The organism is Amycolatopsis sp. WAC 04182, assembly GCF_003947465.1.
Taxonomy (GTDB): domain Bacteria; phylum Actinomycetota; class Actinomycetes; order Mycobacteriales; family Pseudonocardiaceae; genus Amycolatopsis.
This window is the reverse complement of the sequence record NZ_QHJJ01000001.1, coordinates 676,617-693,023: the sequence shown is the minus strand read 5'-3', so window position 1 is coordinate 693,023 and position 16,407 is coordinate 676,617. Positions and strand designations below refer to the sequence as shown.

The window sequence follows — 16,407 nt, the reverse complement described above, 5'->3', positions numbered from 1 at the left end:
GGAGTGACGACCAGCTGATGAGCGGAACTCAACTCGATGATTCCGTGCCGGACGACTCGTCCAGAGCTGTCCTGTTGGCAGAATACGAAGCTCTTAAAGCGGAGCAGACATCGCGGATAGTGCTGCGAGATCGGCTGATGTATGCCGCACTAGCCGCGCTGGCGGCGACGCTGGCCTTGGTGGTCCAAGCGACCGGGCGTGCATACCTGCTCCTGCTGCTGCCGCTGGTGTGCGTGGTCCTGGGCTGGACGTACTTCGTCAACGACCAGAAGATCTCGGCAATCGGCAGGTATCTGGTGCGGCATCTGGCACCCTCGCTCGTGACGTCTACCCATCACGTGGAACAAGCGCTCACCTGGGAGTCTGTCCACCGCTCCGATCCGCTGAGGCGACTCGACAAGTGCATGCAGCTGGCCGTGGACCTGCTTATGTTCGCGGTCCCGGCATTGTTGTCGGTCGTGCTCTACTGGACCACTGACGGCGTGCGCGCAGACCTGCTCGTCGCATCGATCGCTGAGGCCCTGGTCACCTTGGGGTTTGCGGCCCGTGTCGTAGTCGCCGCTGATCTGTCGGCCAGGGCGCATGGGGCTTCACACCTATGATCTGCGCGTCCACCCAGCGAGAGCTTGCGACCTGGTTGAATCCGGTTTTGACTTTGTACTTCAGCTGGAACTCGGACACGGCGCGGCCACTGCCGCTCGCGGCGGGTAACGCGCTACGGGTGGTGCAGGCACTTCTCGGCATTCCAGCATCGTGCTCACTGCCGACGCCTACACCAGTGTCCTGCCCTGTCTCAGCGGGCGGCGGATGCGACAGCGGGTACCCGGGCGCGGCGCCAGGATCGACAAGATGGTGGCGCCCCGGCAGCGCCGCAGGCACGGCTGGTGGCGGTCAGTAGCTGAGCCGGGGTGACACGTCGACTGCGCATACGATCAAAGCCCACCGACGGCACCCGGAAATCCGGGCTAAAACCGTTGGTGGGCTTTGATTTACTACTGTGCGCCATCAGGGACTCGAACCCCGAACCCGCTGGTTAAGAGCCAGCTGCTCTGCCAATTGAGCTAATGGCGCCTGCTTGTTCCGCCGCTTTGGTGTTCCCCTCGGCGACGTGGAAAACATTAACACAGGGTTGCTGGGGCCCGTTTCAGGGGGGTCCCCTAACGACGGGCCGGGACGTATTCGGCCATCCGGCCGCGAGCGTTGCGGCCGGTCAGGCAGACTATAGCCAGACGTAGGGGTTGGTACCACGCGAAACGGGCGGTGTGCATGAGGGTCTGGGGAGCGACGGGGCGGTCGCGGGTGGCTGTGGCGGCTTTGGTGGCCGGGTTCACACTGGCCGCGTGCAGCAGTACACCGTCGGGTGAATCGCCGTCGCAGGGTGGTGCTCCTGGGGGTTCGCAGCAGAGCGCCGCGCCCGCGCCGGAGCCGAAGCCGGCCGTGGTGACGCTGACCCCGGCGCAGGGTGCGGCGAACGTGGCGCCCGGCGAGCCGGTCACGGTGGCCGTGGCCGACGGCAAGGTGGGCGAGGTCAAGCTGACCGGTGCCGACGGCAAGGTCGTCGCGGGCAAGCCGAAGGAAGACGGTTCGGGCTGGGAGTCTGCGGAGCCGCTCGGCTACGGCAAGACCTACACCGTCACCGCGGCCGCGACCGGCACCGACGGCAAGCCGGTCACCTCGACCTCGACGTTCTCCACGGCCAAGCCCGGCCGACAGATCGGCGTCTCGATCAACCTGGTCGAAGGGGAGACGGTCGGCGTCGGCCTGCCGTTGATCTTCACCTTCACCGGCAACGTGCCGGACAAGGCGGCGACCGAGAAGATGCTGAAGATCGTCACCGAGCCGCAGGCCGAGGGCGCGTTCCACTGGTTCGGCGAGAAGACCGTGATGTGGCGGCCCAAGGAATACTTCAAGCCGGGGACGAAGATCTCGGTCAACGCGGCGATCTACGGCAAGAACCTCGGCAACAACACCTTCGGCCGCGAGGACAAGCCCGCCAAGGTCGTCGTCGGCGACAAGCTGGTCGCGACCGCGGACGGCGGCACGCACCAGATGAAGGTCGTGGTGAACGACCAAGAGGTCAAGCAGATGCCGATCTCGATGGGCAAGCCGTCGAGCAGCACCCCGGCCGGGACCTACACGGTGATGAGCGAGCACACCGGGTACACGATGGACTCCAGCACGTACGGCGTCCCGACGGACAGTAAGGCCGGCTACCGGACCTTCGTGAAGTACGCGGTGCGGATGTCGAACAGCGGCATCTTCTACCACTCGGCGCCGTGGTCGGTCGGTTCACAGGGCAAGCGCAACGTGAGCCACGGCTGCATCAACCTGTCGACCGAGAACGCGAAGTGGCTGATGGACACTTCGAAGAAGGGTGACATCATCACGGTCACCAACTCGGGCCCGCAGGTGCTGGAGCCGACCGACGGTTGGTCGGTGTGGCAGATGTCGTGGGACGACTGGAAGACCGGCGGCGACCGGAACTGACCCGTTGCCATGAGGGGTCCCGTTAGGGCGAATTCCGTCCTAACGGGACCCCTCATGGCGTTTCGGGCGGCAGGGTGCCGTAGTGGTACTCCCACTGCGTCTCGCCGCTGGTCTTGTAGCGGCACTTCTGCGTGCCGGTGCCCCAGATCTTCTCCGGATCACGGACGCATCTCTGGAACTCGAGCTCGGCGAGGTACTTCTGAGACTGGGCCTTGGTGCAGTTCGGGTAGCCGGGCTCGCAGCGCCACGGTGACTTCTTGGCCGATGTGGTCTGGCCGCACCCGGCACGATCGTCCCTCACGGCACCGATCTGATGGGGGTCCGGGGGCGCAGCCCTCCGGCGGGGGTTCGGGGGCTCGGCCCCCGAAAAAAGGCGAAACCCCAGCCCGTTGGGAGGGGCCGAAGGCCCCGAACAGACTGGGGTGATGGGGTGAGCGACGGGTTTCGAACCCGTTTTTCACCCAGGTGGAGGACTATGCGCAGGGCGTTCACCGAGGTCACGCGCGGTTCGCGTCGGTTCGTGTTGGTTCAACGAGGGTGGTTGGCGTCCCCACGGGGGACACGGTTCCGACCTGCTGAAGGCAGCGAAGAGGCCCTCGGCGTCCGCTCCGAGGGCCTCTTCGCGTTCGATCAGTTCCTGCCGGTCGCATCTCCAGGTACCGCCTGCAGGTGCCGTACTGCCTGATCCGCAGCCTTCGACCACCGCTCAACGTCCTTCAGGTTCATCACCGTGATCACGTCGTCGGTGAGCTGCTTCCGCATCTGCTTGACGGCCTTCGCGATGTACCGGCGGATCCACCACACCGTGACGTAGGCGATCGCGCCGATCCACACCACGATGCTCGTCGCGAGCATGAAGTTCATCAACGGCATGCCCTGAGGCGAGGCGGTACGCAGGACGATGATCAAGGTAGCGACGGAGAAAGCGCCGGCGGATCCGATCGAGACCCAGATCCACCGGCGCGTCGGGTTGTTGTCCAGCTTGACGGACAAAGTGGCCTCCCAGCGGTAGTGCGCGGTACCCCGATCGCACATTCGTTCGTAGGCGATCTAGCCGTCGTTACTGGACTATTCGGACCTACCGGGAGATGTGACACTCTCGTTGCGAACGTTCCACCCGGGGTGGTCAGTCAGCTACCAACAGCATCCTGACCAGGGTCTTCCTGGTTGGCGGCACGCCGGATCCGTAGCATCGCTTCCATGATCTTGTCGCCCTCGGCAGGGTCCTCGGTCACGGCCGCCACGAACGCCGCCCGGCGCGCCATCTCCTCATAGGACATTGCCCGAACGTCGTCGACAAAGGACTCGCCCCAGGCGCGCTCGGCCGCGGCCTCTTCGGAACGAAGGATGGGCTCCTTGCCGGCGTGGAGAAGGTCGATGCTGCCGTCGATCCAGCCGAGGGCGCGGGCGATGTCCTTCTCCTTGGTGCGGTCGATGCGCTGGCCCCATTCGAGGCGCTTGACGCTGCTCTCGCTGGTGCCGGAGGTCTCACCCAGTTCTTGCTGGGTTAGACCAAGATCTCTGCGGCGCTCTCGGATCCGACCGCCGATCTCGCGCCTGCTTTCGACTGCCACGCAGCCATGCTCCCGCGTGACGGAGCGCTTACGCAAGACGCGTTCGGTAAGGCTTGCCTGACTTGGAACAGTTGAGGCCTCTGCCTGATCTCCCCTGGGCATGTTGAGAACTGTAACTGCTTTCGACTACCAGGTCTAGTGTCGCACTGAGACCTGTTCGAGACTTGCAGTCAGAACTAGTCAGAACTACTGTGAACCGCATGGCCCACTTCCTCACCCCCAAGTTCCGCACGGTGCGGCAGGCGGCGGGACTCACCCCAGACCAGCTCGGAGACCAGATCGGCCTGTCACCAGTGACGATCCGGAACGCCGAGCGCGGCGGCCAGCCGATGAAGATCGAAAAAATCGCCCTGGCTGCGCAGGTTCTCAAGGTAGAGCTCCAAGACCTGTTTGAAGAGCGCCCCACCCGTCCGGCGAAAGCCGCGTGAGCAGACCTCGCCCGCGGCCTGAGCCACGGACACCCCCGCCCAACCCCAAGAGCCCGCCGCCGCCCGGTGAGCGAGTCCTTCCCCGGCCGAAGCCGAAGGGGGCGCAGTGAAGACCTACTCGATTCCGGAGGTCGCCGAGATGTTCGGCGGCGAGTCGGACTGGTGGCTCCGGGAGGGCATGCGGAAGGGCAGGTTCCCGTTCCTGCAGGTCGGTCGTGAGCGGCGCTTCTCGGAGAAGCACGTGGATGCGATCGCGGAGGCGATCGAGACCCGGAACGTCGCGAGCGATCCCGAGGGCGCGGATGTGTCGGTGTTCGGTGCGACGTCGCGGTCGGCGAAGCGGCACCGGAACCGGGCGGCTTCCTGAACCGCCGGTGGGCCGGGTGCCTTCTCCATGACTCCCCGGTCCACCGGTTCCCAACTTCTATCCCGAGAGGACGGACAAGGTGTCCGAACTGATCCCGTTCGACTTCAAGGGCACCGCGGTGCGCGTGGTCATCGTCGACGGCGAACCGTGGTTCGTGGCCGGTGACGCGTGCGTCGTCCTCGGCTACAGCAACAGCCGGGACGCGGTCGCGAAGCACGTCCGCGATCACCAGAAGAGGGTGTCGCGAATCGCGACACCCTCGGGAGAGCAGGCCGCGACCGTCATCTCCGAGGGCGGGCTGTACCGGCTGCTGATGCGGGCCCGCACCGTCCTGGCGGACCAGTTCCAGGACTGGGTGACCGACGAGGTGCTGCCCTCGATCCGCAAAACGGGGAAGTTCGACCTCACCGTGCCGGAGACGTTCGCCGACGCGCTGGAGCTCGCGGCGAAGCAGGCGCGGGAGCTCGAAGCGAAGGACGCCCGCATCGGCGCGCTGGAGCCGGTCGCGAAGTCGTGGGAGCAACTGGCCGACGCGGCGGGGGACTACTCGCTGCGTGAAGCGGCGCAGATCTTGAACCGGGACCCGTCGATCTCGACCGGGCAGAACCGGTTGGCGAAGACCTTGAAGGGCTTGGGCTGGACCGACCGCACCGGGCAGCCGTACCAGGCGCAGATCGACAACGGCCGGTTGGCGGTGCGGTCGCGGGACTTCTTCAACTCCGGCGTCGGCGAGCAGCAGGTGACGACGCAGGTGCGGATCACAGCCAAGGGCGTGCACGAGCTCCATCGGCGGATGGGTGGCAGCGGACCGCTGCTGCTCGCTGCCTGACAACGAAACGCCCGCCTCGTGCTGGCACGCGAGGCGGGCAAATGACCAGAGAGAAAGGGCTCTCATGATCAGCAGCAAGTGTCTCACGGATCCGCGGCACGCGATGCCCGCCGGGTCCGAGGACTACCCCGCCGAGCACCCGCACAACGTGCACCGCGTCTACGCGCGGGCCACCGAAACGGCGGCCGTGCCGGGCGGGATGCGCTTACCGACGCCGTCGGTGCACGGCATGCACCGGGTGATCGAGCCCGGGGACACGATGCCGTTGCCGCGGCTGGAGTCCATGGCGAACAGCTCGTTCGAGCTGGCCGCGCAGCTCGGCGCGATGGGCGCGGACTGCCGGTTCGCGAAGGTCGAGCGGTCGCTGTGTGTCCACTGCCAGATGCGCGGCCACTACGCGACGGTGCGCCTGTACCCGCTCCCGGACCCGCACCAGCCGAACGCGCGGCAGACCGTTCCGAACGCGTGCGCCTGCTGCGCGCCCGGTGTCCTATCCGAACTCCAGTCCGAGTCGTCCGGTCGCGCGCCGATCGTCGTCGAGGTCTGGCATCCGAAAGCAGAGGCGTGATGGGGATCGTGAAGAAGCTCCGGGCGGCCGCCGAGCAGGTGGACCGCATCGTCGAGGAGGAGGCGCCTCGGCCGAAGCCGGCGCCGAAGGAGAAGCCGAAGTCGGAGGGCGCGAAGTTCGCGCGTCGGCTGGGGGAGCGGATCGGGTTCGCCGGGATTGTCGCGTTCACCGCCGGTGCCGCGCTGCTCGGCGCGGCCGGGTGCCGTGGCGGCGCCCCCCTCAGCAGCCGATGGCCACGTGCGACGAGCCCGCCACGTGGTGCCACCGCGGTGACGCCGCTGAGCGACTCGACCTGTACGGGAAAGGGAAGTGATGGGGCAGATCGTGTTGTGGACGGGGGCCGCGTTGCTCGCGGTCGTGATGGTGGCGGCCGGTGTGTCCGCGATCCGGCAGGACGTCGAGGACCTGCGTACGACCCCGAAGGACGGCAAGTGATGAGCGGAGTCGCCAGGTGTCCTCGTGGGCACGCACTCGTCGGCTACAACGCGCTGCCGCACGAGGACTGCAGCCGCAACGGGGGATGCCGTGCCTGCATGGCCGCCTTCCAGTGGGCGAGGCGGAACAGCCGGTTCAACGACGATCCGCGAACTGTGGCGCACGCCGACCGCTTGTTCGCGAGCTACCAGGAAGTAAAGGGCGGCAACCGATGAGCGAGATCTCCCGCAAGCTGATGAGGCTGGCGTGCTTCTTCGACGAGCACCTCGAGCTGGACGAATTCCCCGAGTTCTTCACCGGGCTCGACCACTTCCGTGAGCACTTATTCGGGGACAAGGCTGCCCGGTTGGACGTGTTCGCGGCGAGGTTTGGCGTTGAGGTCGAACACCGCGACGCAGACACGAGGGGCGTGCGGTACAGCACTGTCGCCGCCACTCTGGGCGCTCACACGTTCGGTCTTCAGTGCCGTACCGAGGACTACGAGGCGGCAACGGGAACGAAGATCCCGGAGTCGGCGGCCGCGCGCGAAGCGCGGTTGCTGGCCGAGGTGAAGTACTTCTCGGACAACCCGATCCCGGACGACTCGGCGGTGACGTCGTGACCGACTGCAAGATCCAGTTCTTCGAGACGAACCACCGGTACAAGATCGACGGCCGGTACGCCACCTCCGTCACCACCGCGTTGAAAGGCATCCCGAAGGACGCACTCCCTCGGTGGGCGGCGCGGACCGTCGCCAGTCATGCGCTCAACAACATCTCCACCCTCGCCGACTCGGTCGAGGCGTTCGGGTTCGAGCCCGCGTTGAGGATGCTTGCCGGTGTACCGGACGAGAAGCGCGACACCGCCGCGATCCGGGGGACGGATGTGCACAACCTCGCCGAGCCGTACCTGGCGGGAGAGAAGGTCGAGGTTCCGGCGGAGCTGGAGCCGTACGTGCGCGGCTACGCGCGGTATGTGGAGGACTGGAACCCGACCGCCATCTACGACGAGGTGATCGTGGCGTCCCGGAAGCACAACTACGCCGGGCGGCTCGATTCCATTCAGGACATCCCTGGTCTGGGGGTGTGTCTCGTGGACTACAAGACGTCGAACCGGATCTACGGGGAGCACGCGTTGCAGTGCGCGGCCTACCGGTACGCCGAGACGATGGTGGTCGACGGCGAGGAGATCCCGATGCCGCCGGTGGAGCGGGTGCTCATTCTGCACATCCAGCCGGAAACCTATGACCTGATCCCGGCGGAGGCCGGTCCGGAGACGTTCGAGAAGTTCCTGACCGCGAAAGCGAACTACCTCGCGAACGTGCAGTCCGGGAAGCTGAAGAAGCTGATCGGTGAACCTCTCGTTCGGGAGGTGGCGTGATGGCGACTCGACCCGGGCACCCAGGCACGCACGGCCACCACATCAACCCGCAAGCGTGCGGTAGCGGCTACCACTTCGCCTGCTCCGGCTTCTCCGGTGGCTACGACACCTACCTGTGCGGCTGTTGCTGCCACGACCTCGACCGCGACTCGAAGTCGGTCACCGACGCGGACCGCGCCTGGATCCAGAAGGTCACTGCCCGGCCGGAGGTGACCGCATGACCGAGGAGAGCCCACTCACGAAGGCACTGACGCAGCTCCAAGCGGAACTGCCGTCGATCGGCAAGGACCAGAAGGCCACGGTCAAGTCCGACAAGGGCAGCTACACCTACAAGTACGCGGACCTCGCGGACATCTCCGCCGCCGTGCTGCCGCTGCTGTCGAAGGTCGGCCTGGCCTGGACGACGCGCCCCACGGTCGAGGACGGCAAGTTCGTGCTCCGGTACCAGCTACGGCACGTGTCGGGGGAAGTCCTGGAAGGGGCGTACCCGCTACCGAGCGCGTCGCGGCCGCAGGAGATCGGGTCGGCGATCACCTATGCACGCCGGTACGCGCTGTGCGCGGTCACCGGTGTGGCGCCGGCGAACGACGACCAGGACGCCGCGACCGTCGAGCGGGCCGCGCAGTCTCGGGAGCGCACGGAGCGGGAGCTGAAGGACTCGATCTGGTCCGAGGCGAAGAACCGCGGCTGGATCGGCGAAAACGACGACTTCTCCAAGCTGCAGGATGAGTTCGCCGAGTGGAACGGCGGCGGGGACATCACCGCGACGGACGTCGAGACATATAAGGCGTTCGCCACCTTCCTGCGTCCGACGACGACGATGCAGCGCGGGCGGAAGCCATGAACGAGAAGCAGGCACGCCGGATTGTCCGGCTCCGCAGCGAAGGTGACTGCGAGGTCCGCATCCAGGACGTGTGCCTCGGCCGGGCAACGAACTTCCAGCACCGCAAGAACCGGTCGCAGGGTGGGCTTTACCTGCCGTCGCACGGGATCGATGTCTGTGGATCTGGGACCACGGGATGCCATGGGTGGATCCACGCGAACCCGGCCGAGTCGTACGCGAACGGCTGGTCCGTGAAGTCCACGCAGGACCCGGCGACGGTGCCGTTCAAGCACTGGCTTCACGGCTGGGTGTTGCCGGACGACGACGGCGACTTCGACTACCCGAAAGCAGGTGCGGCGTGACCGTCTTCATCAACCCCGGTTCGCACATCGGGGAGACCGGCGAGGGCTGGACCAACACCTTCAAGGGCGCCAAGGCCGAGGCCGAACGCTGGCTGAAGCAGATGCACGAGGACGGCCTCCTCGACGTCGTGCTGGCCACCTGGGACGAGACCGAAATGGACGGTCGCTGGAAGTTCGAGTTCGAGCACACCGTCACCAAGAAGCGCGTGACCCTCGAAACGCACGGCATCAGCGACATCGAGACCTACTGCAAGCGCCGCATCTTCTCGCCGAAGGTGTACTGGGATGGCTCGTCCTGTGGGGCCCCGGAGATCGAGCACTTCGCCGCGCCTGGATTCCAGGTTCTGAAGTCCTTCAAGGCAACGTGATGGACGACCTTCTGGTTCTCGCGGCCGCGGGGCTCATCGGCGCGCTCGCGTTGGTGCCGCTCGCCTTCGACTTCTTCCTCTTCCTCCTCGAAACCACCGGAGTCCTGTCATGAACCACTTCGACCAGATGCAGGCGATCGTCGAGCATGCACGGGCGTGGGGTATCGACGACAACGCCGTCTCCCTCCGCTTCGGGAAGGTCCCCGTCCTGACCTTGTCCACGGTGGAGGACTTCCGCGAATGGGCCCGGCACCTCATCTACCCGACGATCCAGATCAACGAGGGCGTCTCGGTGGGCGCGTTCGGGATGTTGATGCGCGGTCAGGCGATCTGGCTGCTGTGCGACGTCCCGGCCGCCGAGCTGGCCGCGTTCGGACGCCACGGCTACATCGAGTTCGGCCACCTGGACCAGCTGAGAAGAGGCACGGCAAAGGCGGCGGCAAATGAGCTGCGGGACGTGTGACGCCGGGGAGGACTGCCCGATCCACGGCGGAGACATCGAACTCGCGGTGAAAGTGCGGCCGCACGGCCGGACGAAGTACACCGTCGAGGGCTGCAAGTGCGAGGTGTGCCGTCTCGACGCCCGCGCCAACGGTGGCTTCCCAACCTTCTGAGATCCGGTGCTGTCCGGGCCTGCTTGGTCCTGTGTCCGGGCAGCACCACCCCCAACACCCCGAGGAGGTGAGCCATGAACCCCATCGAAGCCGCACCGGTCGTGCTCTACCAGGCCGCCATGCTCGTCCGCGCAGGATCCTGGACCCAAGTCTGCGAAACCCTCGAAGCCGCGGGCGCGGTAATCGAGGAGCTTCCGCCGGCGTCGAGCAGGGCCCGCCGCTACGACGTGTCCATGCCCGAAACCGTAGAGACAGCACCGGAGAAGCCGTTTTTGAAGCTCCGGGAGACGCAGATCCTTGAGCGTCTCGCCCTGGGGAAATCCGCGAACGAGATCGCGGCGGAGCTGTTCATCACCTACAACACGGTGAAGACGCACACCCGGGGGCTCTTCGCGAAGTTGGAAGTGGGAGATCGTGCGCACGCTGTCGCGATCGGATACCAGCGTGGCCTGCTCGGCGGTGACGCACGATGAGCGTCAAGCGAATCTGCACGATCTCCGGATGCGGATCACCCGTGAAGGCGCGCGACTGGTGCCAGGAGCACTACAACAACTGGTATCGCCACGGTGACCCGAGCAACCGCCCGCCCGTCGAGCGCCGCCGCGGCAACAAGAACCAAGCCGCCCCCGTCGCCACACGATTCTGGTCGAAGGTCGACTTCTCGGACCCCGACGGCTGTTGGCCCTGGCGCGGGTCCATGCGCCACGACTACGGCGAGACCTTCTTCGACGGCGAGAAGCGGTACACCCACAGGGTTGCGTTCGAGCTCGTCTATGGCGAGCTCGCGGCTGCCGAGGTCGTGGCGCACCACTGCGACAACCCGCCGTGCGTTCGTCCTGACCACCTCTTCGCCACCACTCAGGCCGGGAACATGGCGGACTGCTCCGAGAAGGAGCGGTGGCGGAATCAGTTCGGTGCCGGCGTGAACAACCCGGTCCGCTCGACACTCGCGGACTCGGCATGAGCATCACCGGAGACAAGTACCTCGACCTGCTGGTGCCGTCCGCCGCAAAACTCGTCCAGGCAGTCCGGAACGACGAGTCGATGCACATCGAAGCGATGCTCGCGGATGCCGAGCAGGTCTACGGCGACCCGCTCGACGCTGCTCGCGCGCTCGTGATCCTTCTAGCCGCGATGGTTCCCGACGACCGCGCGGCGGAAGACCTCCTTCGTTGGCACCAGAACCCGCACGAATACCGCCGCCTCCGCAAGGCCGGCGTCGGTGCTGCCGAGGCGGGCGTCCTAGCTTCACAGGTACGACCGATTCACGCGGCGCACCCTGCACGAGAAAGGGTTACCGCCTGATGCCCTGGTTCAACGTCGATGACGGCTTCAGCGACCACCCGAAGACGATCCGGGTAGGGAATGCGGCCGTCGGGTTGTGGACGCGCGCCGGGTCGTGGTGCGCGAAGCAGCTCACCGACGGGTTCGTGCCCGCGGAGATCGCGACCTTGTACGGCACGCCATCGCAGGCGCGCCGGCTGGTGTCCGCGGGGCTGTGGCAGGAGGTCGAGGGCGGCTTCCAGTTCCACGACTGGGAGAAAGACGGACGGAATCCGACCCGAAAAGAGGTCGAGAAACGTCGTCGAAGTGAGGCTGAGCGAAAGCAGAGGTGGCGCGAGTCCAACGCTGCGAAATCTCAACAGTCGCAGGTCAGTGACGATTGTCCCGGTGGGACACAACCGTCTGTCCCACCGTCAGTCCCACGGGTGTCCCACCCCTCCACTCCACTCCACTCCACTCCCTTAAAAGAAGAGAAGAAGACTACGTCTTCTTCTAGCCGCGCCAAGCGCGGACAGCGAATCCCCGACGACTTCACCGTCTCCCCGGAGATGGTCGAGTGGGCTCGTGCCAAGGTGCCGCATGTGGACGGACGTCGGGAGACGGAGAAGTTCATCAACTACTGGCAGGCCGCGTCCGGGCAGAAGGCCGTGAAACGCGACTGGCCCGCGACATGGCGGAACTGGATGCTCAACGCCGCCGACCACGCCCCGACCCGCCAGGCGCGCTCTCAGAGCCCGACTGACGCCTTCGCGGAGCAGTTCCTCGCCGCGGGCCGCCAACCCACCCAACCGCCGCTACGTGCGCTTCCTGGAGGTGCCTCATGACCGACACCGACGATCGCCTCGCTGCCATGCTCGACGAGCACGTCCTCGACACCACCTCCAAGGGCTGGGAAATCGACCCGGTTTGCTGGGCGCAGAACGGCTACAAGGTCGCGTCCCCCGTCGAACCCTGCGAGCAGTGCGGCCAGAAGGTGTACCTGTTCCTGGCGCCGAAGTGTGAGTGGGGTGTCCGGTCGTGACCGAAGAAGAAATCCGCGCGGTCCTCGCCGCGGCCATGGGCTACGACAACCGCCGTCCCGGCGAACTGAACGTCGTCGCCTGGCAGGAAGCCTCCGAGATCGGCCGCTGGACGTTGGGTGAAGCAGTCGAGGCCGTGCACCAGCACTACGCGGTGTCCACGAACTTCCTGATGCCCGCGCACATCACCGAACGGATCCGCAACGAACGACGTCATGCCCCGTTGCCCGCGGAACGGCAGATCGAGACCGCGCCGCCGGCGTCGGATGAACGGCGGGCGGAGTTCATGGCGCAGATCGCGCAGATCGGCCGTCTTCCGGCGGAGGAGACGCAGAAGTCGTCGCCGTCGGATCGGGAGCGTCGGGTGGCGTGTCCGCATGAGCCGTGCAAGGCGGGGGTGGGGCGGCCGTGTGGTCGGCGGGTGACACGTCCTGGTGTGCATCAGGGGGAGTTCCGGGAGATCGCGGGTTATCACCCGTCCCGTATCGAAGCAGTGAAGCGACAGGAGCAGGCATGACCGACGACAAGGGCGCGGACCGCAGGAACACCTGCTCGGGTTGTGAAGCCACATGGACGGCCAAGTTGGCGTGCCACTGCGCGGCCGCGAACTGCCATCGCACGTTCTCCGGACTGGCCCTGTTCGACCTCCACCGGTCGGCGGAGGGGAAGCACGGGAGGTGCCTGGATCCGGCGCAAGTCCTGAACAAGGCGGGCGTCGCGGCGATGGAGTTCCGGGACGGGATGTGGCGGGGTCCGCAGATGACGAAAGAGCAGATCGAAAAGGCATGGGGCAGCAAGGAGGCAGGGCAGTGACCGAAAAGAAGATCCCCGAGTTGCGGATTGGCCTCATGGGTGCCGTGTGGGCAGTCGCGATGGCGGACCAGTTCGGCTGGGTCAAAGTGGGTTCCGGGGAGGATCTGCCGGACTACCTGGTGGCTGCTTGGACGCCGCTGGTTCCGTCTGCTGCCACACAGGCAGCAGAACAGGCACGACAACTGACCGAGCAGGGACGCGAAGAGTTGAGCATTCGGCTGGCGCACGCCCTGGCCGATGCGGACGCGGCTCCGATGCCGGACGAGTGGGACAGCGAAGAAGCGTTCTGGAAGTTCATGGTCAGCAGGGCCGTGATGCCGATCGTCGACGAACTTCTCGCCGTTGGGTCTCCGGTTACGGAGACCACCACACAGGCCCCTGATGCTGAGTCGTGCACCTGCCAGCCGGACGTCTGCTTCTCCGAAGCGGAGCCGGTCGTGTGCGGCTACTGCTCGACAGCCGACGCCGAGTTGCCCTGTCCGATCGCCGACGCCGACCTGTCGGGGGACACCACAGAGACGGAGAAGCAGCAATGACCGACACCTGCAAGTTCATCCACGACGGCAAGAACTGCGTCTTCGGAGCAGGCCACACGGTCGGCTATCACCATCTGGCCGACGGCCGGAACGTCGACGCCACGACAGGTGTCGTCACCGGCGCGATCGGCGTCGCTGAGGTCCCGCTCGTGTCTCGTACTCCCCGCAAGTGGGACAAGGGCGACGAAGAACCGGCAGCCGACGTGAAACTGCACGACCGCGACGGCGACATCCTGATCTGTGGCAGCCAGGGGCGGTGGCGCTACGCCACGGTGCGCGGCCGCGTCACCGCAACATCGGACGCGGACGGCTGCCCGTGGGTGGACCTCGACGAGGAGTTCGACATTTCGTGGCCGCTAACCGAGGTGCTGTCACCTTCGCTGCGCACGACGACGGAATCCGAGCAGGATCCCGGCCCCCAGCAGCCTCAGGGAGCGCCTATCCCGTCCTCTCTGGTGTCTGTGGGCACCGGAACCCCGATACAAGATGGCGGCGAAGGCGAGCGACGGCAGCACGTGGAAGGCGAACCGCCTCTTTCTGAAGCTGAAGTCCGAGTACATCGAGGACGGGTACTGGTGGGAGGTGGTCGACTCCACCGGAACGGTCGCCCTCTGCTCGGAGCAGGACGACAAGGACGACGACGCCGCGCTGGATCGTGCTGCCTGGATTGCTCTCATGGGCCCCGACAAGGCCGAAGTACTTGCTGCCTGGCTGGAAAACGCAGCCTCCTGGCTGGAGAGCGGTGAGCCCTTCCCGTACGTCGAGGCTGAATCGTTCGCTCGTTCGATCCTCGAGGAGGCCAGATGACCGCCAATCCCGCCTCCGACCCGATCCCGGCCGCGGCCTACCCGGTCGTCGAACGGCCCGGCTGCTGGTCCGATGTGGTCGCGAAGATCGAAGCCGACGGCGGCCCCATCACCCCGCACCCCGACCGCGAAACCCTCCGGCTCCGCGCCGAGCACCACCCGAAACCCCAACTGGAGTCCGTCCCCATCGGACCCCAGCTCGGAAACACCGAAGCCCCGATGGACCTCAACGAGGACCCGCCAGCTCCACTCCCGGCCCGCCCGTACGTGGACGTCCACCGCGACGTCGTCATCGCCGAAGTCCTCAACGAGCAGCTCACCGGCACAGCGACCGCGTCCCAGCCGCCGCGGACCGAGCCAGCCACTCTCGACGACCTTGTCGAGCTGGTCCACCAGCTCGGGACAGCACCCCGCCGCGGCTGGCTGCGCGCCGCTATCCACCGGAGGTTCGGATGACCGCCCCGTCCGGGATCGGCCGGTACCTCGCGAAGCTCCGTGTCTCCACCGGACTCTCCGCACAGGAGGTCGCCCACCGCATGCAGGTCGTCCCCTCCGCCGTCTCCCACTTCGAACGCGACCTCACCGACCCGCGCATGTCCACCGTCCGCCGCTACTGCGACGCCATCGGCGCCCACATCCACATCAGACTCAAGGAGGCCCCGTGACCGACTTCCCGATCCAGTGCCTGGTGTGCAAGCGTGAGGCCACCCGGTACGGGTGCGACGACTGCCGCAACCGCCTCGCCCTGCTCCTGCGTGAGCTGGAGCTGTACACCGTCGACTTCCTGCCGCTCATGGTTCAGCCGGCGCGCGGGCAGACCGGCCGCATGTCCCCGGGCTACGGCTCCCGGTCGCCGGGCCGTGACGACGTCCTCGCCGCGCTGGATCCGCGGTCCCGGCCGACGTTCGGTGAGGCGTCCACGTTCCACCCGGACGATGGCGACACGTGGGTGCGTTCGCTTCCCAGCGCGCCGGTGACGATCGCGAAGTGGATCGCCGAGGAACGCGGCGAACTCCCGCCGAAGTCGTTCGGCGGGGCGCTGGACTACATCCGGAAGCTGCTGTGGTGGTGCGCGGGGCGGGAGGACTTCGCCGAGCTGTTCGATGACGTCGCCGAGCTTCACCGGCAGGCCCGCGAACTGTCCGGCGACCGGCCGCAGAAGCCGTTGGGGGAGTGTCTGACCGTGGCCTGCGACGGCCGTGTCCGGTGGGGAGGCCCGGGAAAGCCCGCGCGGTGCGGGGAATGCAAGAGGACCTACGACGGCCTGGATTTGGTCCGACTCGGAGTCGCAGAGGAGACAGCAGCATGACGAACCCCGCTTGCTACAACACGAACACCCTCACCACCACCTCGGTCGTCGAAGAGATCCCCGAAGGTTCGGGGGTGTGGCGGTCGGTGTGCTCGTGCACCACGGTCACGTGCGAGGCCGGTACCTATGAGGAGGCCGTGGCGGCGCTGGACACGCACCGACCCGGACCGTGGCCGGAGTGAACCGTGTCCCGGCCGCGCTTGTCGTCCGCCTGCTCCACCAGGAGGCCGACAAGCGCGGCGACGACCGCTACCGCCTGAAGCCCGCCACCTTGCGGAAGTGGGTCCAGCGTGGACACATCACGCGCGGGGACGGCGGCTACGACCTCCGGGAGATCCTGGTCTATCTGGACGGGAGGGAGAACGGGGTCCGGATAGCAGAAACTTAGTTAGGGTCAGCATCTATCTGAGATGCCTACCCGGAGGT

Annotated in this window: 33 protein-coding genes and 1 tRNA gene; 30 read left to right on the top strand and 4 right to left on the bottom strand. The window is 66.5% G+C overall.

The annotated features are described in order from the left end of the window. Positions 1 to 17: 17 nt before the first annotated feature. Entirely contained in the window at positions 18 to 602 is a 585-nt protein-coding gene (locus DMH01_RS03555) for a hypothetical protein (RefSeq protein WP_125673673.1), read from the top strand. 396 nt (positions 603 to 998) lie between these two features. Here the strand turns inward: DMH01_RS03555 and DMH01_RS03550 are convergent. Next, a tRNA-Lys gene (locus DMH01_RS03550) sits at positions 999 to 1,071 on the bottom strand. Positions 1,072 to 1,266: 195 nt separating this feature from the next. Here DMH01_RS03550 and DMH01_RS03545 point away from each other — a divergent pair. Then, a complete protein-coding gene (locus DMH01_RS03545; protein WP_199745352.1) occupies positions 1,267 to 2,487 on the top strand; it encodes an Ig-like domain-containing protein in 1,221 nt (406 codons plus the stop codon). A 52-nt stretch (positions 2,488 to 2,539) separates the two neighbouring features. Here DMH01_RS03545 and DMH01_RS03540 read toward each other — a convergent pair whose 3' ends face one another. The 3 genes from DMH01_RS03540 to DMH01_RS03530 form a co-directional block, all read right to left on the bottom strand. Next, positions 2,540 to 2,788 (bottom strand): hypothetical protein, encoded by a 249-nt coding sequence (locus DMH01_RS03540; RefSeq protein ID WP_125673672.1) that lies wholly within the window; start codon positions 2,786 to 2,788, stop codon positions 2,540 to 2,542. Between the two features lie 329 nt (positions 2,789 to 3,117). Beyond that, positions 3,118 to 3,522: a hypothetical protein gene (locus DMH01_RS03535; protein ID WP_125673671.1), complete on the bottom strand. Its 405-nt coding sequence runs from the start codon at positions 3,520 to 3,522 to the stop codon at positions 3,118 to 3,120. A gap of 95 nt (positions 3,523 to 3,617) precedes the next feature. After that, positions 3,618 to 4,061 carry a helix-turn-helix transcriptional regulator gene (locus DMH01_RS03530; protein WP_158633188.1) on the bottom strand — a complete coding sequence of 148 codons (444 nt, stop codon included), beginning with the start codon at positions 4,059 to 4,061 and terminating at the stop codon, positions 3,618 to 3,620. A gap of 200 nt (positions 4,062 to 4,261) precedes the next feature. Here DMH01_RS03530 and DMH01_RS03525 point away from each other — a divergent pair, with 200 nt between their 5' ends. From DMH01_RS03525 to DMH01_RS03400, 28 genes are all read left to right on the top strand, one after another. After that, entirely contained in the window at positions 4,262 to 4,489 is a 228-nt protein-coding gene (locus tag DMH01_RS03525) for a helix-turn-helix transcriptional regulator (protein ID WP_125673669.1), read from the top strand. A gap of 106 nt (positions 4,490 to 4,595) precedes the next feature. After that, a complete protein-coding gene (locus DMH01_RS03520; RefSeq protein ID WP_125673668.1) occupies positions 4,596 to 4,856 on the top strand; it encodes a helix-turn-helix domain-containing protein in 261 nt (86 codons plus the stop codon). Between the two features lie 79 nt (positions 4,857 to 4,935). After that, positions 4,936 to 5,685 carry a phage antirepressor gene (locus DMH01_RS03515; protein WP_125673667.1) on the top strand — a complete coding sequence of 250 codons (750 nt, stop codon included), beginning with the start codon at positions 4,936 to 4,938 and terminating at the stop codon, positions 5,683 to 5,685. A gap of 64 nt (positions 5,686 to 5,749) precedes the next feature. After that, a complete protein-coding gene (locus DMH01_RS03510; RefSeq protein WP_125673666.1) occupies positions 5,750 to 6,253 on the top strand; it encodes a hypothetical protein in 504 nt (167 codons plus the stop codon). Positions 6,254 to 6,565: 312 nt separating this feature from the next. Continuing rightward, positions 6,566 to 6,688, top strand: coding sequence for a hypothetical protein (locus DMH01_RS43505; protein WP_255431994.1), 123 nt, complete (start codon positions 6,566 to 6,568; stop codon positions 6,686 to 6,688). Beyond that, the gene (locus DMH01_RS03505; RefSeq protein WP_125673665.1) at positions 6,688 to 6,903 is read left to right on the top strand and encodes a hypothetical protein; all 216 of its coding nucleotides are present in this window, start codon (positions 6,688 to 6,690) and stop codon (positions 6,901 to 6,903) included. Before DMH01_RS43505 ends, DMH01_RS03505 begins: the two co-directional genes overlap by 1 nt. Beyond that, entirely contained in the window at positions 6,900 to 7,289 is a 390-nt protein-coding gene (locus DMH01_RS03500; protein WP_125673664.1) for a hypothetical protein, read from the top strand. Before DMH01_RS03505 ends, DMH01_RS03500 begins: the two co-directional genes overlap by 4 nt. Continuing rightward, the gene (locus DMH01_RS03495; protein WP_125673663.1) at positions 7,286 to 8,047 is read left to right on the top strand and encodes a hypothetical protein; all 762 of its coding nucleotides are present in this window, start codon (positions 7,286 to 7,288) and stop codon (positions 8,045 to 8,047) included. Before DMH01_RS03500 ends, DMH01_RS03495 begins: the two co-directional genes overlap by 4 nt. Beyond that, positions 8,047 to 8,268: a hypothetical protein gene (locus tag DMH01_RS03490; protein WP_125673662.1), complete on the top strand. Its 222-nt coding sequence runs from the start codon at positions 8,047 to 8,049 to the stop codon at positions 8,266 to 8,268. Before DMH01_RS03495 ends, DMH01_RS03490 begins: the two co-directional genes overlap by 1 nt. Then, the gene (locus DMH01_RS03485; protein WP_125673661.1) at positions 8,265 to 8,891 is read left to right on the top strand and encodes an ERF family protein; all 627 of its coding nucleotides are present in this window, start codon (positions 8,265 to 8,267) and stop codon (positions 8,889 to 8,891) included. The genes DMH01_RS03490 and DMH01_RS03485 overlap by 4 nt, the downstream gene beginning before the upstream one ends. Continuing rightward, complete coding sequence (locus DMH01_RS03480) at positions 8,888 to 9,232, top strand: HNH endonuclease (protein WP_125673660.1); 345 nt, start codon at positions 8,888 to 8,890, stop codon at positions 9,230 to 9,232. The genes DMH01_RS03485 and DMH01_RS03480 overlap by 4 nt, the downstream gene beginning before the upstream one ends. Further along, positions 9,229 to 9,600 (top strand): hypothetical protein, encoded by a 372-nt coding sequence (locus DMH01_RS03475; RefSeq protein ID WP_125673659.1) that lies wholly within the window; start codon positions 9,229 to 9,231, stop codon positions 9,598 to 9,600. Before DMH01_RS03480 ends, DMH01_RS03475 begins: the two co-directional genes overlap by 4 nt. Before the next feature lie 109 nt (positions 9,601 to 9,709). Beyond that, positions 9,710 to 10,063: a hypothetical protein gene (locus DMH01_RS03470; RefSeq protein ID WP_125673658.1), complete on the top strand. Its 354-nt coding sequence runs from the start codon at positions 9,710 to 9,712 to the stop codon at positions 10,061 to 10,063. Continuing rightward, on the top strand, positions 10,044 to 10,214 hold the full coding sequence (locus DMH01_RS42650; RefSeq protein ID WP_158633187.1) for a hypothetical protein: 171 nt from the start codon (positions 10,044 to 10,046) through the stop codon (positions 10,212 to 10,214). Before DMH01_RS03470 ends, DMH01_RS42650 begins: the two co-directional genes overlap by 20 nt. A 74-nt stretch (positions 10,215 to 10,288) precedes the next feature. After that, complete coding sequence (locus DMH01_RS43605) at positions 10,289 to 10,687, top strand: response regulator transcription factor (protein ID WP_125673657.1); 399 nt, start codon at positions 10,289 to 10,291, stop codon at positions 10,685 to 10,687. Beyond that, positions 10,684 to 11,178 (top strand): HNH endonuclease signature motif containing protein, encoded by a 495-nt coding sequence (locus tag DMH01_RS03460; protein WP_125673656.1) that lies wholly within the window; start codon positions 10,684 to 10,686, stop codon positions 11,176 to 11,178. Before DMH01_RS43605 ends, DMH01_RS03460 begins: the two co-directional genes overlap by 4 nt. Further along, positions 11,175 to 11,519 carry a hypothetical protein gene (locus DMH01_RS03455; RefSeq protein WP_125673655.1) on the top strand — a complete coding sequence of 115 codons (345 nt, stop codon included), beginning with the start codon at positions 11,175 to 11,177 and terminating at the stop codon, positions 11,517 to 11,519. Before DMH01_RS03460 ends, DMH01_RS03455 begins: the two co-directional genes overlap by 4 nt. Continuing rightward, positions 11,519 to 12,322 carry a hypothetical protein gene (locus DMH01_RS03450; protein WP_125673654.1) on the top strand — a complete coding sequence of 268 codons (804 nt, stop codon included), beginning with the start codon at positions 11,519 to 11,521 and terminating at the stop codon, positions 12,320 to 12,322. Before DMH01_RS03455 ends, DMH01_RS03450 begins: the two co-directional genes overlap by 1 nt. After that, complete coding sequence (locus DMH01_RS03445) at positions 12,319 to 12,519, top strand: hypothetical protein (protein ID WP_125673653.1); 201 nt, start codon at positions 12,319 to 12,321, stop codon at positions 12,517 to 12,519. The genes DMH01_RS03450 and DMH01_RS03445 overlap by 4 nt, the downstream gene beginning before the upstream one ends. Continuing rightward, on the top strand, positions 12,516 to 13,034 hold the full coding sequence (locus DMH01_RS03440) for a hypothetical protein (RefSeq protein ID WP_125673652.1): 519 nt from the start codon (positions 12,516 to 12,518) through the stop codon (positions 13,032 to 13,034). Before DMH01_RS03445 ends, DMH01_RS03440 begins: the two co-directional genes overlap by 4 nt. Next, entirely contained in the window at positions 13,031 to 13,330 is a 300-nt protein-coding gene (locus DMH01_RS03435; RefSeq protein ID WP_125673651.1) for a hypothetical protein, read from the top strand. Before DMH01_RS03440 ends, DMH01_RS03435 begins: the two co-directional genes overlap by 4 nt. Next, positions 13,327 to 13,866: a hypothetical protein gene (locus DMH01_RS03430; RefSeq protein WP_125673650.1), complete on the top strand. Its 540-nt coding sequence runs from the start codon at positions 13,327 to 13,329 to the stop codon at positions 13,864 to 13,866. The genes DMH01_RS03435 and DMH01_RS03430 overlap by 4 nt, the downstream gene beginning before the upstream one ends. A gap of 486 nt (positions 13,867 to 14,352) precedes the next feature. Further along, on the top strand, positions 14,353 to 14,673 hold the full coding sequence (locus tag DMH01_RS03425) for a hypothetical protein (RefSeq protein WP_125673649.1): 321 nt from the start codon (positions 14,353 to 14,355) through the stop codon (positions 14,671 to 14,673). After that, the gene (locus DMH01_RS03420) at positions 14,670 to 15,128 is read left to right on the top strand and encodes a hypothetical protein (protein WP_125673648.1); all 459 of its coding nucleotides are present in this window, start codon (positions 14,670 to 14,672) and stop codon (positions 15,126 to 15,128) included. Before DMH01_RS03425 ends, DMH01_RS03420 begins: the two co-directional genes overlap by 4 nt. Beyond that, positions 15,125 to 15,337 (top strand): helix-turn-helix transcriptional regulator, encoded by a 213-nt coding sequence (locus DMH01_RS03415; RefSeq protein ID WP_125673647.1) that lies wholly within the window; start codon positions 15,125 to 15,127, stop codon positions 15,335 to 15,337. The genes DMH01_RS03420 and DMH01_RS03415 overlap by 4 nt, the downstream gene beginning before the upstream one ends. After that, positions 15,334 to 15,981, top strand: coding sequence for a hypothetical protein (locus tag DMH01_RS03410; RefSeq protein WP_125673646.1), 648 nt, complete (start codon positions 15,334 to 15,336; stop codon positions 15,979 to 15,981). Before DMH01_RS03415 ends, DMH01_RS03410 begins: the two co-directional genes overlap by 4 nt. Next, positions 15,978 to 16,163: a hypothetical protein gene (locus tag DMH01_RS03405; RefSeq protein WP_125673645.1), complete on the top strand. Its 186-nt coding sequence runs from the start codon at positions 15,978 to 15,980 to the stop codon at positions 16,161 to 16,163. Before DMH01_RS03410 ends, DMH01_RS03405 begins: the two co-directional genes overlap by 4 nt. Further along, the gene (locus DMH01_RS03400) at positions 16,160 to 16,369 is read left to right on the top strand and encodes a hypothetical protein (RefSeq protein ID WP_125673644.1); all 210 of its coding nucleotides are present in this window, start codon (positions 16,160 to 16,162) and stop codon (positions 16,367 to 16,369) included. Before DMH01_RS03405 ends, DMH01_RS03400 begins: the two co-directional genes overlap by 4 nt. Positions 16,370 to 16,407 lie beyond the last annotated feature (38 nt).

Coding starts and splice junctions, on each gene's coding strand:
- DMH01_RS03415 (WP_125673647.1), top strand. CDS start 15,125: ATGACCGCCCCGTCCGGGATCGGCCGGTACCTCGCGAAGCTCCGTGTC.
- DMH01_RS03510 (WP_125673666.1), top strand. CDS start 5,750: ATGATCAGCAGCAAGTGTCTCACGGATCCGCGGCACGCGATGCCCGCC.
- DMH01_RS43505 (WP_255431994.1), top strand. CDS start 6,566: ATGGGGCAGATCGTGTTGTGGACGGGGGCCGCGTTGCTCGCGGTCGTG.
- DMH01_RS03505 (WP_125673665.1), top strand. CDS start 6,688: ATGAGCGGAGTCGCCAGGTGTCCTCGTGGGCACGCACTCGTCGGCTAC.
- DMH01_RS03435 (WP_125673651.1), top strand. CDS start 13,031: ATGACCGACGACAAGGGCGCGGACCGCAGGAACACCTGCTCGGGTTGT.
- DMH01_RS03425 (WP_125673649.1), top strand. CDS start 14,353: ATGGCGGCGAAGGCGAGCGACGGCAGCACGTGGAAGGCGAACCGCCTC.
- DMH01_RS03450 (WP_125673654.1), top strand. CDS start 11,519: ATGCCCTGGTTCAACGTCGATGACGGCTTCAGCGACCACCCGAAGACG.
- DMH01_RS03480 (WP_125673660.1), top strand. CDS start 8,888: ATGAACGAGAAGCAGGCACGCCGGATTGTCCGGCTCCGCAGCGAAGGT.
- DMH01_RS03470 (WP_125673658.1), top strand. CDS start 9,710: ATGAACCACTTCGACCAGATGCAGGCGATCGTCGAGCATGCACGGGCG.
- DMH01_RS43605 (WP_125673657.1), top strand. CDS start 10,289: ATGAACCCCATCGAAGCCGCACCGGTCGTGCTCTACCAGGCCGCCATG.
- DMH01_RS03525 (WP_125673669.1), top strand. CDS start 4,262: ATGGCCCACTTCCTCACCCCCAAGTTCCGCACGGTGCGGCAGGCGGCG.
- DMH01_RS03455 (WP_125673655.1), top strand. CDS start 11,175: ATGAGCATCACCGGAGACAAGTACCTCGACCTGCTGGTGCCGTCCGCC.
- DMH01_RS03460 (WP_125673656.1), top strand. CDS start 10,684: ATGAGCGTCAAGCGAATCTGCACGATCTCCGGATGCGGATCACCCGTG.
- DMH01_RS03420 (WP_125673648.1), top strand. CDS start 14,670: ATGACCGCCAATCCCGCCTCCGACCCGATCCCGGCCGCGGCCTACCCG.
- DMH01_RS03555 (WP_125673673.1), top strand. CDS start 18: ATGAGCGGAACTCAACTCGATGATTCCGTGCCGGACGACTCGTCCAGA.
- DMH01_RS03500 (WP_125673664.1), top strand. CDS start 6,900: ATGAGCGAGATCTCCCGCAAGCTGATGAGGCTGGCGTGCTTCTTCGAC.
- DMH01_RS03485 (WP_125673661.1), top strand. CDS start 8,265: ATGACCGAGGAGAGCCCACTCACGAAGGCACTGACGCAGCTCCAAGCG.
- DMH01_RS42650 (WP_158633187.1), top strand. CDS start 10,044: ATGAGCTGCGGGACGTGTGACGCCGGGGAGGACTGCCCGATCCACGGC.
- DMH01_RS03445 (WP_125673653.1), top strand. CDS start 12,319: ATGACCGACACCGACGATCGCCTCGCTGCCATGCTCGACGAGCACGTC.
- DMH01_RS03535 (WP_125673671.1), bottom strand. CDS start 3,522: ATGTGCGATCGGGGTACCGCGCACTACCGCTGGGAGGCCACTTTGTCC.
- DMH01_RS03405 (WP_125673645.1), top strand. CDS start 15,978: ATGACGAACCCCGCTTGCTACAACACGAACACCCTCACCACCACCTCG.
- DMH01_RS03545 (WP_199745352.1), top strand. CDS start 1,267: ATGAGGGTCTGGGGAGCGACGGGGCGGTCGCGGGTGGCTGTGGCGGCT.
- DMH01_RS03490 (WP_125673662.1), top strand. CDS start 8,047: ATGGCGACTCGACCCGGGCACCCAGGCACGCACGGCCACCACATCAAC.